The organism is Sphingomonas gilva (assembly GCF_003515075.1).
In the GTDB taxonomy this organism is placed as follows: Bacteria; Pseudomonadota; Alphaproteobacteria; order Sphingomonadales; family Sphingomonadaceae; genus Sphingomonas; species Sphingomonas gilva.
This window is the reverse complement of sequence record NZ_QWLV01000007.1, coordinates 195,757-209,603: the sequence shown is the minus strand read 5'-3', so window position 1 is coordinate 209,603 and position 13,847 is coordinate 195,757. Positions and strand designations below refer to the sequence as shown.

General features: G+C 62.6%; 12 protein-coding genes. 7 read left to right on the top strand and 5 right to left on the bottom strand.

Annotated elements, in window-relative coordinates; all coding sequences use genetic code 11:
• The 7 genes from D1610_RS17170 to D1610_RS14275 all read left to right on the top strand — a co-directional run.
• On the top strand, positions 1-1,286 hold a 1,286-nt coding region (locus tag D1610_RS17170), incomplete at its 5' end, for a hypothetical protein (protein WP_182466847.1).
• Between the two features lie 11 nt (positions 1,287-1,297).
• A complete protein-coding gene (locus tag D1610_RS16895; RefSeq protein ID WP_147414347.1) occupies positions 1,298-1,765 on the top strand; it encodes a hypothetical protein in 468 nt (155 codons plus the stop codon).
• Between the two features lie 273 nt (positions 1,766-2,038).
• A complete protein-coding gene (locus tag D1610_RS14290; protein ID WP_118864849.1) occupies positions 2,039-7,114 on the top strand; it encodes a LysM peptidoglycan-binding domain-containing protein in 5,076 nt (1,691 codons plus the stop codon).
• On the top strand, positions 7,111-7,386 hold the full coding sequence (locus tag D1610_RS16890; RefSeq protein ID WP_147414346.1) for a hypothetical protein: 276 nt from the start codon (positions 7,111-7,113) through the stop codon (positions 7,384-7,386). The genes D1610_RS14290 and D1610_RS16890 overlap by 4 nt, the downstream gene beginning before the upstream one ends.
• A 248-nt stretch (positions 7,387-7,634) precedes the next feature.
• The gene (locus D1610_RS14285) at positions 7,635-8,783 is read left to right on the top strand and encodes a hypothetical protein (RefSeq protein ID WP_118864848.1); all 1,149 of its coding nucleotides are present in this window, start codon (positions 7,635-7,637) and stop codon (positions 8,781-8,783) included.
• Between the two features lie 2 nt (positions 8,784-8,785).
• Complete coding sequence (locus D1610_RS14280; protein WP_118864847.1) at positions 8,786-9,112, top strand: hypothetical protein; 327 nt, start codon at positions 8,786-8,788, stop codon at positions 9,110-9,112.
• Between the two features lie 352 nt (positions 9,113-9,464).
• Complete coding sequence (locus tag D1610_RS14275; protein ID WP_118864846.1) at positions 9,465-10,073, top strand: RHS repeat protein; 609 nt, start codon at positions 9,465-9,467, stop codon at positions 10,071-10,073.
• A 297-nt stretch (positions 10,074-10,370) separates the two neighbouring features.
• Here the strand turns inward: D1610_RS14275 and D1610_RS14270 are convergent, their stop codons facing one another.
• The 5 genes from D1610_RS14270 to trbF are packed head-to-tail and all read right to left on the bottom strand — an operon-like array spanning position 10,371 to position 13,842.
• Positions 10,371-10,592 carry a helix-turn-helix transcriptional regulator gene (locus tag D1610_RS14270; protein ID WP_118864845.1) on the bottom strand — a complete coding sequence of 74 codons (222 nt, stop codon included), beginning with the start codon at positions 10,590-10,592 and terminating at the stop codon, positions 10,371-10,373.
• Complete coding sequence (locus D1610_RS14265) at positions 10,585-10,821, bottom strand: DUF2274 domain-containing protein (RefSeq protein ID WP_425453237.1); 237 nt, start codon at positions 10,819-10,821, stop codon at positions 10,585-10,587. Before D1610_RS14265 ends, D1610_RS14270 begins: the two co-directional genes overlap by 8 nt.
• Before the next feature lie 5 nt (positions 10,822-10,826).
• Positions 10,827-12,056, bottom strand: coding sequence for a TraB/TrbI/VirB10 family type IV secretion system protein (locus D1610_RS14260; RefSeq protein ID WP_245942264.1), 1,230 nt, complete (start codon positions 12,054-12,056; stop codon positions 10,827-10,829).
• Positions 12,053-13,030 carry a P-type conjugative transfer protein TrbG gene (trbG, locus tag D1610_RS14255; RefSeq protein ID WP_118864843.1) on the bottom strand — a complete coding sequence of 326 codons (978 nt, stop codon included), beginning with the start codon at positions 13,028-13,030 and terminating at the stop codon, positions 12,053-12,055. The genes D1610_RS14260 and trbG overlap by 4 nt, the downstream gene beginning before the upstream one ends.
• The gene (gene trbF / locus D1610_RS14250) at positions 13,027-13,842 is read right to left on the bottom strand and encodes a conjugal transfer protein TrbF (protein WP_118864842.1); all 816 of its coding nucleotides are present in this window, start codon (positions 13,840-13,842) and stop codon (positions 13,027-13,029) included. Before trbF ends, trbG begins: the two co-directional genes overlap by 4 nt.
• Between the last annotated feature and the right edge of the window lie 5 nt (positions 13,843-13,847).

The following is a 13,847-nucleotide window of genomic DNA, read 5'->3' as shown; positions in this document are numbered from 1 at the left end:
CCGGCTCCCGCCTCGCCGCCCACGGCCAGCAGTTCGCGACGAGCGGCGCCAGCGCCATCGCCTACGCCGCCACCCGCAGCCTCGCCACCGGCACCAGCTTCGGCGACAACATCATCGCCTCGCTCCCGTCCGTCATCGGCCAAACCATCGGCGCAGGCCTCATCGACCTGGTGACCGGCGGCTTCGCCGGCACGAGCAGGACCGGCAAAGCAACCGACCATAAAGACAGCGCTCCGACAAATAGTAAAGCTGGCGAGTTGGTCAGCCGTGACCAACTCCTCGCCGACATCCAGGCCGACATGGCGGGCATCCCGCGCGTTCCGTATCTCGGGGCTGGCGTCAACGGTTCCAATGGGGGGGCGGCCGTCGGGGTTCCACCTTTTGTCGATATCGTGACGAGCAGCGCGACCAACGCATCCCTGGCGCAGGAAGCACGCTTCATCGGCTTCGATCCCTATGAAGGTAAGAGTCCCACAGCCACCATAAAATATAGCAACGGCGAATATGTGATAACCGGCAACCGAATGAATTTCCTGGAAAAGCTCTGGTACGACGTTACGCATCCGAAAACCCAGATACTGCAGCCGCTCGGCAGTTGGTTGAACGGGTCAGGCCAGCCTTCCCACTATGGCAGCGTCAGCGGGTGGGGCGCAGGTAGAGCCGGGGCGGAGCTGGCGAACGCCAATCTGGGCATGGAACTTCTTCATAATTACAGCGCGTGGAGCCAAACCGAAATCAGCCCGCCGGTCTGGCGGCCATACATCGCTTCGGGCGGCATTCCGATGTCCTCGATCGTTGGACATGGACAACCCGGCGCGGGCTACACCGCTCCGTACACCAAAGGCGAACTTCTGGACGCCGCACTCATGGCAACCGGAGGCGCAGCGGAAATCATAGCCGCACGGCGGGCGGGCGTGTTTACCGCAGAAGTAGCGGTTCCTACGGCGTCTCGAGAATTAGTTCCTCTTGCCACAAAATCGCTTGGAGAGTGGGGGGAAACTCGGCTAGCTAATTATTTGGGAGGCTTAGGAGTTAAGCCGGGCGGTGCCTTCAAAACTCCTCTAGGTCCTCGCTACGCCGACCGGGTTCTTGCCGGAATCTCTTATGAATCCAAGGCAGGCCTGAACGTCAAACTGACATCTGCTATCAATAGGCAAATTGCTAAAGACACTTATCTGATCAAAACAGGTCAAATTCGCGGTGCTGAGTGGCATTTCTGGCGAGGTGTACAACCTGAGGTTCTTCAAGCGCTTCAGGATGCCGGTATAAAATCCGTGGTTCATTGAAGGGAGTGAATGTGAACGGTCACTTTTCAACCGGTAATGAGATCTATCGGCTAAGCGAAGATGAAGCACAAAACGTCTTGCAGGCATTTTTGGAAATGGGGCGGAATGAATTTCCGAATATGCGCATAGACGCTGTCAATTTGAATTTCTCTCAGAAATCAGTTTCTCTCGCATTGCGTCATATAGCTCAAGCGGAGTTACAATCTGGCGATGATAAATTCTTCAACTTGTGGAGCATGAGGTTGGGCTATTATTTTGGCGAAGCCCTTTGTCGTGCTTCTAATAGACTCTCTTGGGGTATCGGCGAATTAAACTCAGCGTTTGAGAATCACCCTGTAATAAGGGGTTTTGGCAGTGGCGAAGAAGCCGCCGTAATCACCATTTGTATGAATGTGATCTTAGCGGTTGCAATCGATGGCGCTCCCGCATCACGCATCGATGAGGCGGTGGATCATTGGTTCGAGATGGCAAAAAATTAAGCCTTCCCTCCGCTTCAAATTTTGCTGTCCTACATGTCAATGTTCTGCTATTGTTCCGATTCGCCAGCGCTCCGCCGCCGGCTCGCTCTTTGACGCCGTCCGCCCCCTCGCCCTGCGCCGCAAGGCGCACGCCGCCTTCCATTAGGTCCGGCCCCGCGCGAACAATCGCCTTTGAGCCTCAAATTCCTCAAACCTCGCTTCGCGATATGCGCGAACTTCGTACACTGAACATGCTGAACTTTGCGTACCCGATATGCGCGAGCTTCGTGAAGTTTGGCCCGCCTGATCCGCGAGGAGCGGGCGTCGTTCCTCGACCATGACGGCGTCGCGGTCACGCCTGCGATCGACTACGCCTATGACGGGCTCGGCAACCTCACCCGCACCCGCCAGGCGGGCGCGGGCGACGCGGGCGGGCGCGTCACCCGCAACCTCTACGATGCGGGCGGGCGGCTCGAGAAGGCGATCGACGCCGCGGGCGGGACCTTCGACTACGCCTATGACGCCGCCGGCAACCAGCTGGCGAGGACCTGGACCCGCCTCGCCTCGGACGGGACCGCCCGCCACGAAGGCCTGCTCTCAAGCTACGACAGGCTCGGCCGCCTCACCGCCCAGGCCACCGCCGGCCGCACCACCCCGAGCGCCCAATGGGACAAGGGCGTCGTCCAGGCCACACGCTACAACGCGTACGGCGAGATCGCGGCCCAGGCCACCCACGACGCCGCCGACGCCCCCGCCTGGCAGCAGCAGCTCCACTACGATCACGCCGGCCGCCTCATCGCCACCAACGCAGGCGACGGCGTCTGGCGATACTTCCTTCACGACGCCGCCGGCCGCCAGACGCTGACCCTCACCTTCCAGGGCGTGGGCGCGTCGCCGCTGACGCTCGAGAACTATGCCGCCACCATCACCGCCGCCGGCGGCACCAGCGCCGCGGACGCGGTCACCACCGTCACGGTCCACGACAAGCGCGGCCAGGCCATCCAGACCCGCGCCCCCGACCGCGAGCTCTCGGCCACCACAAGCGCCACCCTCACCACCACCCGCCAATACAACGCCTTCGGCGAGGTGATCTGGGAACGCGACGCGCGCGCCAATGCCGACGATCCCGACGCATCGGACGCCTGGCGCCGCACCGAATACGCCTATAACGCCATGGGCCGCCTCACCAGCATCACCCGGCCCCAGGTCAAGGTCACCGCCGAAGATGGCCTCGCCAGCGATCACCGCCCCGTCGAGCAGCTGCGCTACGACGCCGCCGGACGCCTCGTCGCCACCATCGACGCAAACGGCAACACCACCACCCGCACACTCCTCGCAGGCACCGGACACAGCCCCGGATCAGAAGCGCTCGTGACAAAGGAGTTCCATGCAGACGGCGGCGTCTTCCAGACCCTCCACGACATCCACGGCGACGCCCGCATCCTCAGGAACGAGCTCCACACCGGCGCCAACGCCATCGAGAGCGACGAGCTGCGCCAATACGACGCCAATGGCCGCCTCACCCAAACCACCCGCCGCGGCGGCCTCCTCACCGAATACTACGCCTACGACATCCTCGGCCAGCGCACCCGCCACTGGAACGACTTCTACAACACCAACGTGCTCAACCCGTCGGTGCTCGACCGCACCGATTACGACCGCGAGGGCCGGATCATCTCGCAGATCACGGCGGCCGGCTCGACCGATGCGATCACCACCCTCTACAGCTATGAATGGCAAGGCGGCATCGCCACCACCGGCATGGGCAGCTTCGGCGGCTGGGTGAAGGAGACGGTCAACAGCTCGAACAAGACCGCGACCGAGACCACCGATCTGTTCGGCCACGTCACCGCCAGGACCGATTACGGCGACCACGACTATACCTACGCCTACGACGCCGGCGGCCGGATGATCGCGCAGGAGACGAGCGCCGGCGCCGACGTCGCCTATGGCTGGTACAATAGCGGCCAGCTCGCCCAGGTCGTCACCGGCACCGACAACGGCTATTCAGGCTCCACCGCCACCGCATCCTACGAATATGACGAGGGCGGCAACCGCACCCGCGAAAAGCACGCGGTGACGGGACATTACTACGATTATTACAACGGCACCGCCACCAGCTACACCATCTCGCACCAGGACGCCGAGGCGGAATGGGACGCGCTCGGGCGGATGACGTCCTATGCCGACACCGGAGTCAGCGGCTCCGCGCCGGTCACCGTCGCCTATGAATATGATCTCGTCGGCAATATCCGGCATGTCCTCGCCGATTATCGCAAGATCGATTATCAGGGCAACGTCACCTCCACGGTCGAGACGCAGGACTATTGGTATCGCTACGACGCGATGAACCGCGTGGTGACCAATATGGGCGAGCTGTCCGGCGCTCGCGGCGCGACGGGCACGGTCATCCAGCGCGGCGACAAGGGCGAGGAGATCACCTACGACGCCGCCGGCCGGCGCAAGACCGTCAACAAGATGACCAACTCGCTGCTCTGGCAGGGGTGGATGGGTACGCCCGTATATCCCAATCAAGGCCCAATGGTTTACAGCGATACGCCCTACGTCTATTCAGGATACCATTGGTCACAAGTCGAGAGATATTATTATGGTGAAAAAACCGATACCTACAATTACACAATAGATGGCCATATATCCGGAACAACGACGATTTCTCAAAGTGCAATCGTCAATCCTTATATGATTTACGCGGGTCCGATGGGATCGTCATGGGTAAGTTATTCCTATTCTCGAGATGAACTGGGCCGCGTCCTGAGTTATGTGGAATACAAGCCAGAGGGTGGAGTCGCGTATGGGACATCCTCGACGTACAATAAGCGCGACGAGTTGGCGACCCAGACAGTCTCGATAATCGGTGAATGGTCATCCCAAACCTCGACCACCACCTACGACTACCGCGCCGAGACCAGCTCGGGCGTGTACACCGGCGTCTATATGGGCGGGGTGGTGACGCACAGCCGGACGACCAACAGCGTCAACGGCAATGCGCAGCCGACCAGCGACACCGAGAATGTCTATCAGTGGTGGGACGGCGCGCGGCTCCAGCAGGTGGTCTACGATCCCAACATCGCGCAATCGGGCGCGAACAACACGTCGAGCTATTATTACGACGACGCCGGGCATCTCGCCTCGGTGTATATCCAGGACGGTCAGCCGCGCACGGTGAGCTTCGTCACCAATGCCGAAGGGCTGGTGCTCCGCCGGCAGGAGCGCGGCCAGTATAGCACCCCGGTCGACCTGCATTACTACTTCGATGGCGTGCGCATCGGCGATGTCGGCAACGACTGGGGCATTCGCGCCGACTTCGACCAGAATGCGGACGATCCCGGCGGGCGCGAGCATGACGCAGCGCCCGGACGCTACACCGTCCAGGCGGGCGATACGCTGGCGAGCGTCGCGGCGAGCCTGTGGGGCGACGCCAACCTCTGGTGGCGGCTCGCCGAGGCGAATGGCCTGTCGGGGGCCGAGACGCTCGCGCCGGGGCAGAGCCTCACCGTCCCGCAAGGGGTGACGCGCACCGGCAACCACGCCTCCACCTTCCGCCCCTATGATCCCGGTAAGGCCCAGGGCGACCTCGCCCCGATCAAGGCCAAGCCGCAGGCCGCCGCCGGCAAGGACGACGGCTGCGGCGGCATCGGCGCGATCCTGCTGATCGCGGTTGCCGTGGCGGTAACCGTCTGGATAGCGCCGCAGATCACGCCGGTGCTGACAAAGGCGCTGGGCTCGGCGACGGCCGGCGCGATCGCCGGCGGCGCGGCCGCGGGTGCGGCGGGCTCGATCGCCAGTCAGGGGCTCGGCCTCGCCACCGGGCTGCAACAAGGCGGGTTCAACTGGAAGGGCGTCGCGCTCGCCGCGATCGGCGGCGCGGTCGGCGGCGGGCTTCAAGGTGTCGACGCGTTCGGAACCGCAAGCGGGCTGGCCAAGTTCGGCAGCGATGTCGTCCGCGGCGCGCTCGGCAACGCGGTCAGCCAGGGGATCGCTGTCGCGACCAGGCTGCAATCGAAATTCGACTTCGCCGCCGTCGCCGCCGCCGGCATCGGCGCAGGGGTCGGCGGTGGGGTCGCGCGCGGGCTGGGCAGCGAGAAAGGCCTGCTCGGGATCAAAGCAAGCGCGGGCAAGTTCGGCAACAACGCCGCCTCGACCATGGCCGACGCCATCACCAACGCCGCCACCCGCAGTCTGGTGGAAGGCACCAGCTTCGGCGACAATGTGCTCGCCGCCCTCCCCTCCGCCATCGGCAACACCCTCGGGCGGACACTGGGGAACGCCATCAGCGACGCCTTCGCCGGCAACAGCAGGACGGGCAAGGCGGCAGGTGCCAACGGTGAATCCGGCTTCGTAAATTCGCGGGCGATAGACGCGGCTGCAGGCCGGGCGTTCTCGCAGTTCGATCGCGGTCTTTACGGCGATGACCTGTCGTTGAACCTTCTCGGGCTCGATCCCTACGCACTTCAGGCGATCGACAACGCGCGCATCAACTATTTCCTCGAGGCGGCGGGTGGCAACGTCTGGGAGGCGCGCAACGCGATCATGGGGTCCTACGGCCCCAGCTATGAGGATGTGACCACCAGCGGCGCATCTCCTGCCACAGGGACGATGACTGGCACGGTAGAGAACGGGGAGTGGGTCGGACGAACCGAAAGGTTCAGCGTCAGCGATGGCAGCCGACACTGGAACGAGGGAATGACGAGCTTCGGCCGGTTTGAGAAGACGGGCGAGGGTCAGGTGCGCTGGATCGAAGATGTCGACACGATGGCGCGGGTCAATGCTGACCTCACAAAGGTCGACATGTTCTTCGGCGGCATCATGGCCGTGGGCGCCGCTCCGTTTACGGCGCCCCTGCTCGCAGAAGGCGGCATTGCGGCGGCATTGGGTGGACTCGCGCTTGCGGCGCATGGCAACCACATTCTGGGCGCGAGCGCGCCGTTCACGGGCGCGACGAAGCTGCCGCTGGATTATCTCGCTGGCGACGGCGCGAGTGCTGTGCTCGACATCGCCGCATTGGGCGGCAATCTGGCGCATGGCAGCATCCGGGGAATTCAGAGCTGGCGCGCGGCACGCGCCTCAAAAGCATCTGGTCTTGGCGACCTAACTGTAGCTGAAGTAGCAATTATTCAAGATGTAGTGAATCAGGCAGGCAGACCGTTAGAAATTGTTGGCTCGGCCGCCCGAGGTTCTAGAATGATTGGAAGCGATATTGATTACGTTGTCCCGCCAGGAAGCCTTAAATATTATGAGGGTCTGGAGAATCGGCTACCTGGACTCGATCTGAATCACGGCATTATCCCAGGGCATGGCAATCCAAATCTTGGACCAGTTATACGCTTTGAGCCGAAAGGAAAATTATGACCGCTTTACGCACTTTTTGGATAGATTTTGAAAAGCTTGATAAGCCGACTCCACTAAATCTTGGTTGTGGTGTATCGGCATTCAGTCGAGAAGAGGCGATTGGCTTGATACAGAGATACATTTTTGGGAATAGAACAATGCCTGTTATTTTGAATATTATTGACGATGTTAAGTTAAGTGATTTAGATAAGAAACATGTTGCTCCCAATATCGGCTCCACCAGCGTACGAGGAATATGGTTTCCACAGGGCTATACAGATGATATTGATTGAATTTAGATAATAATCCGGGAACGAAACTCAAGGTAATTCCGGGGATACAACACCTAATTGCTCCGCTTCGCGTCGAAGCCCGGTGTGCCGCCTCGTCGCCTGCGCCCGCGTCAGAGACTGAACACACTGAACTTCGCGTAACAATCTAGCAACTTTGCGTAACGGAACTGCGCAACACCCGCGACTTATGCGACGCACGCCCACCGGCACCCTCGCCGCGCCGCCGCTACGCCGCCACCCGCAGTCTGGTGGAAGGCACCAGCTTCGGCGACAATGTGCTCGCCGCCCTCCCCTCCGCCATCGGCAACACCCTCGGGCGGACACTGGGGAACGCCATCAGCGACGCCTTCGCCGGCAATAGCAGGACGGGGAAGGTGGGCGGGATCAATCTCGATCCGGGCGGACCGCTGGTCTCGGGCGACGTCACGCCAAGCGCTGCCGAACTGCTCGGCGCGCTCCCGCCGCTGCCCTATCTCGGCGAGGAGGCATTGCCGGGCGACATCATCGTCACCGCCAGCCGCCGGAACATCCCGAGCGACGCCGAATATGCCGCCCGCCAAGCGGAGCAGGATGCGCTCTATATGGGGCCCGAACGCCCGCATGAGGTTCGCGAATATTACTCGATGAACGAACTGGACGCCGACTATGCCGCGTTCAAGGGCCAGCAGCAAAGCTGGGGCGCGATGGCGCGCGACGAGATGATCGAGGCGGGCTTCGCCGCCAAGCGCAGCGAGCTTCTCGGCAAACAATTGATGGCCGACGCGGCTGAACTCGAACTGGTGCCGCAGGTCAATCCGCTGCTCGACACCGGCCTCTCCACGCTTGCCGTCATCCGCGGCGACGCCACCACCGGCGACTATATCAATGTCGGCGCGAGCCTCGTTCCCGGGGTCGCGAAACTCGTCACCAAAGCCGCCGAAGCCGCGCCTGTCGTCACGCGAGTTGCGGAGAGCCGCTTCGCCAGCCTTACTCCTGCCGAGCGCAGAGTCATTCTTGAGGGCAAGCTTGAAGCCAATGCCATGCGACGGCTGGAGGAAATGCAGCAAGCTACGTCGGGAGCGCACTTCGTCGAGCGTCACGGCTCACAGCTTAGCTTGGCATCGCAATATGATCGAGCGGCACTTGGCATTAACCCAACAACAGGGGCCGTCGAAAGAATTCCTAGCGCGGCTACACGATTCTTCAGCGCGCGGGATCAGCTAAACACCATCACTCGCGCGGAGCAGATTTTTGCTAACACCGGATCGACAAGGCTCGCTCAGCGCCCCTATGAGTTCGGGCGAGTGATCGGTGAGGGATATAATCGGTCGCTTACCTATGGGACGCAAATGTCAGCACAAGCTTATTTGAATGCCCAGGGCCGAGCGATCACCGCCTTCCCAAGATATGGATATTAATCATGAGCTTCCAACCACGAGACATGATCGTCTGGCTTAGCCTGATCGATGTGAACGGTCTTAGCGCAAGTGATGCCAATCGCTTGGCGGCGTTCGATATTGAGAATGACGGCGACCTTAGGAGCATGATTGATAACTGGCTGAAGCCCCAATACGATCAGCGCGACTCTCAAAATCGCGCGGAGATGCGTGAAATATTGGAACAGTCCAAGCAGTGGACAGAAAAGCAGCTTCGTCCTGTATTTTCTGAAATTGGTCTCCCATCCGGGCAGGAGATTAAGGACATAGATCTATTCCTCGACACCCTGAGGCAACGTATTTTAATATAATTTGTTGCCGCAGAAAGCGCTGCTCCTCGGATCATCGAAAGAGTCGATAGGTGCTGCGGTTGGCAGCGATGGCGCACGACCGCCGCAGCTAGCTGCAATTTTTCTGCTGTCCTACATGTCAATGTTCTGCTATTGTTCCGACTCGCCCGCGCTCGCCGCCGGCCCGCTCTTTGACGTCGTCCGCCCTCGCCTTGCGCCGTAAGGCGCACGCCGCCTTCCATCCGGTCCGGCCCCGCGCGCGAAAATCGCCTTTGAGCCTCAAATTCCTCAAACCTCACTCCGCGATATGCGCGAACTTCGTACACTGAACATGCTGAACTTCCGTTTCCGATATGCGCGAGCTTCGTGAAGTTTGGCCCACCTCGTCCGCGAGGAGCGGGCGTCGTTCCTCGGCCATGACGGCGTCGCGGTCACGCCTGCGATCGACTACGCCTATGACGGGCTCGGCAACCTCACCCGCACCCGCCAGGCGGGCGCGGGCGACGCGGGCGAGCGCGTCACCCGCAACCTCTACGATGCGGGCGGGCGGCTCGAGAAGACGATCGACGCCGCGGGCGGGACCTTCGACTACGCCTATGACGCCGCCGGCAACCAGCTGGCGAGGACCTGGACCCGCCTCGCCTCGGACGGGACCGCCCGCCACGAAGGCCTGCTCTCAAGCTACGACAGGCTCGGCCGCCTCACCGCCCAGGCCACCGCCGGCCGCGCCACCCCGAGCGCCCAATGGGACAAGGGCGTCGTCCAGGCCACACGCTACAACGCGTATGGCGAGATCGCGGCCCAGGCCACCCACGACGCCGCCGACGCCCCCGCCTGGCAGCAGCAGCTCCACTACGATCACGCCGGCCGCCTCATCGCCACCAACGCAGGCGACGGCGTCTGGCGATACTTCCTTCACGACGCCGCTGAGAAACGGCACCGAAAGCGCGGGAATCGTCGGGGTAGCCGCGCTCTCTCGTGAAGGGAATGGCTCGAGGAGCCATACTGTCGGGCCAAAGCCTCAGGATTTATCCTGCAATATCAATATAGCGTCTGCACTGGCGGAGACGGAGGGATTCGAACTCAGGCGACAAGCCTTTGCAATTTCATCGCTGATTTCGCCAGTCCTTCCGAAGTGCCACGCTAGGTACCACGCGCGAAATTGGGGCGCTTTTCCCTTTGAACCAACTGCCTATGCGGCCAGATCGCCGGTTTGCAAATGCTAGCAGGAATGGGCTCCACGATCAACGGGACCTGTGTAGGCGTGGGCCGAAGGCGCCTAGACTTTTCGGCGCTTCCCTTCGAAGCCATCCTTCACTTCTGCGATCCATGCAACGATCTCGATCTCGCTCCAGCGGGAGGCGAACGGCGAAATCTTGTACGGTCGCGGAAACCGGCCCTCTTTGATCATCTCGTAGATCATGGACTTACCCAGTCCGACGCGCCGGCAGACCTCATCCAGTTTGATAAGGCGTTCCGGTCGCTCCGAGGACTCAGCCATCGTTCTTTCCGGTTTTGGTCAGCGAGTCCCGAGCCTTGGCAAAACCGCGATCGCTGGCGAGGAAAGACGCCAGCATATGCGGTATGAGCTCGGCAACCGGCTCTGACTGACCATAGGCGTCGTTATAGATGGCGGCGTAATCGGTCAGCGCGCGATGCAGGTCCGGCGGCACGGTGATTGCCAGTTTGACTGGTGTCCGATCGGGCAGCTTTGGGAGTTTCAAGTCCACCACGTTTACCTCCCCGCGGCCTGCCACGGACGCAACAGGATGTCCTTGTGCACCACGATCCGAAGCGGCCAGCCCGGGCGGACCCGTATGGTCGGTTGAATGTTGAGGTTGCGCGCAACAAGCTGGTCGCCCGCCCGAGATCCACTTTGCTGCGCGGATTCTCGGATCGCGCGAACAAGGTCGCTCTCGCTACTGCCAAGGCTCAGCTCGGTACCGACGCCGAGAAGCGTCGACAGCGCCACGCCCTTCAACAGCTGCCAGGTGTGGACATCGACCTTGTCAGCCAGTCCGGCGTAACCGGCTGTGTCGGTCCCAGGCAGGTTGTCGATCCGCACAGAAGAGCCATCGGGCAACAGGATCCGCTGCCAGACCACCAACGCGCGCTTCTGTCCGAACGCTACCACGCTGTCGTAGCTGCCGATCAGCCGCGCCCCCTGCGGGATCAGCAGTGTCCGGCCTGTGACGCTATCGTAGGCGTTCTCGGTCACTTGGGCTGTCACAAGCCCGGGCAGATCGGAGTTGAGGCCAGTGATCAGGCTGGCGGCAATCACGCTGCCCGCGCTGAGCGTCCAGGGCGAGGCCGCCGGCGCGAGCGCGTGGGGATTGATGTCACCAGCGCCCTCCCTGCCGGCCAAGAAGTCGGCCTTGCGCTGTTGCCTGTTCGGATCGCGCTCGGGGTCGAGCGCCAGGCGAGGCGACGCAGCCGCGTCCGTGGCCGATGATGGTGAAGCGGGCGAAGTCTCTGCTGACGAAGAAGCGGAAGGCCGGTTCGCGCCCGACACTTGCATCATCACGCTGGATTCCCGAGCGGCCTTCCGCTCGGCGGCGATGCGCTGGCGCTCGGCTTCGGCAGCCTGCGTGGCTTGATCCACGCTGACGGGCGGAGCGGCGATACCCAACGAGCGCTGGTGCTCGAGGATCGGTCGTCCAAGATCACCGGGTAATGGCGCGCCGAGCTGGGGCACCTCACCATAGCTTTTCGGTGCATTGGCAAGCGCGTCGGCTGGCGCCTTTGCGCTGCCGTCACCGCGATCATCGCTTCCGGCGACTACCCGGAACGTCGCTGGCTTGAGCGCGACCCAGGCTCCGCCAACTATTGCCGTCGAGCTGAGCGCCGCTATGGCAATGACCGCACCGCGGCGGAACCGCACGACCCGCCCAGGCGTGCCGCGGAGTACCAGCGTTTCAGGATCGGCCTTGGCCGTTGCTGGCATTGCGGAAGTCTCTTCGGTCACGACGCCCTCCGTCCATGCTTGCGGCGATCGTTGCCGCCGCGGCTGATCCTGACGATGGCCTGTTTCTTCGCGCCGAGCCGCAACTCGGCGGCGTCGAACAGCCGGTCGACCACGTAGAAGCGGCCCGACACCCGATAATTGACGAGCTGCGCTTCGCCGTCGGCGCCCAGCACGAACAGCGGCGGTGCCTCGCCGACCGCGATGCTCGCCGGAAACTCGATAAAGGTCTGCCGGCCATCATCGAACGCACGCAGCGGTCGCCACGATGGATTGTCGCCGCTGATCCCATAGCCGAAATTTAGCTGCTCGATCGCCAGGCCGGTCGCAATCGGCAACGCGGCCCGCTCCTGCTCGGCGGTACGACGGATCGCGATCAGCTCATCCTGCGGATAGGTCCAGGACAGCGCCGCCATCGCCGTCGCCGACGTGCTCTCGAGCTGCACATGGTAGGCGCGGCGATTGGTAGTGATGATGAGGTTCGTGCTCAGCCCTGCCGCGAACGGCTTGACGAGAATATGGACTCGCTTCGCGTCACCCGAACCACTCGTGGTATCGCCGACGGTCCAGCGCACGGTGTCACCGGCCGCAACGGATACGACGGCCTCACCGGCCTGTAAGGCGATATCGGTTACCCGTTCGGGCGCGGCATAGAGTCGGTAGAGCACGCCGTCGCTGAACGGATAGATCTGGACGGCATTCACGAACCCCCGGGCCTGAGGCTCTTGGGTGGCATCGCGGTTCGCCGTGCGCACACGCGCCACTGCCGGCGATGGCGCCTTGGGCCGGCGGTGCACGTGCCTGTGAACCGGAGTCAGGACCGCGGCCGCCACAGGTGCCGAAGTCGGCGTAGCGGACGGCGCCGGTGTGGCTGCAACCGGCAGTGGCATCGGGGTTGCCTTCACCGACGTGCCGGTTTGGGCAAAGGAGGGCGTGGCGGCGACCAATATGGTCGCTGCAAGCAGGGCAGCTTTCATAGACGGTTCTCCAGTGGCGGCTGCGCGGGCGCAGCGAGATTGGTATCGAGCGGGGAGCCGAGCGGAATATTCGAAGGTGGCGGTGCGGCAAGCGTCGGTCGTGCCTGCGGCGCCGGGGTGGTCGCGGGCGTGTCCAGCTCGCGGCTCCAGTCGATCGCATCGACATAGAGGCCGAGGGGGTTCTTCCTCAGCGTATCTGCACTCTTCGGCGGCTTGACCGATACCGTCAGGATCGCGGTCCAGCGCGAGGTACCAGCCATGCTGCCTCGCTCGAAAGCGTTCTCGAGCCACTTGACCTGAAAGCTGGTATCCGACGCGCGAACGACGCTGGTGACCTGCACCGAGACGGTCTTGTCCCCGACGTCCGCGAACGGGTTGGCCGAACGCGCATATTCACCGAGGAAGATGGCGGCGCGCGGGGACGCGAAGTCGTATGCCGACAGCCAGTTCTCGCGCATCAGCACCGGGTCGAGCGACTTCGAGCGGATGTTGGTGATGAACCGGCCAAGATGCCACGCGACCTGGGGGTCAGTCGGCCGATAGTCGGTGGCGGCCGGCGTCACCGCGCGGGCTTCGCCAAGGCTATCCACTTCGACCACGTAGGGAATGACCCGGCTCTGCATCGATTGCCAGATAAGCCCGCCTGAGAGGCCGGTGGCCAGGAACAGTCCGCCAAACGCCATCAGCCGCCAGTTGCGGGCCTGGATCCGGGCGGAGCCAATCCGCTCGTCCCAGAGTTGGCCGGCACGCTGGTATGGCGTCTCGGGTTCGGGGGTTCGTCCATAGCGCTGGACGGCACGTTTGAATCGCATGAGAG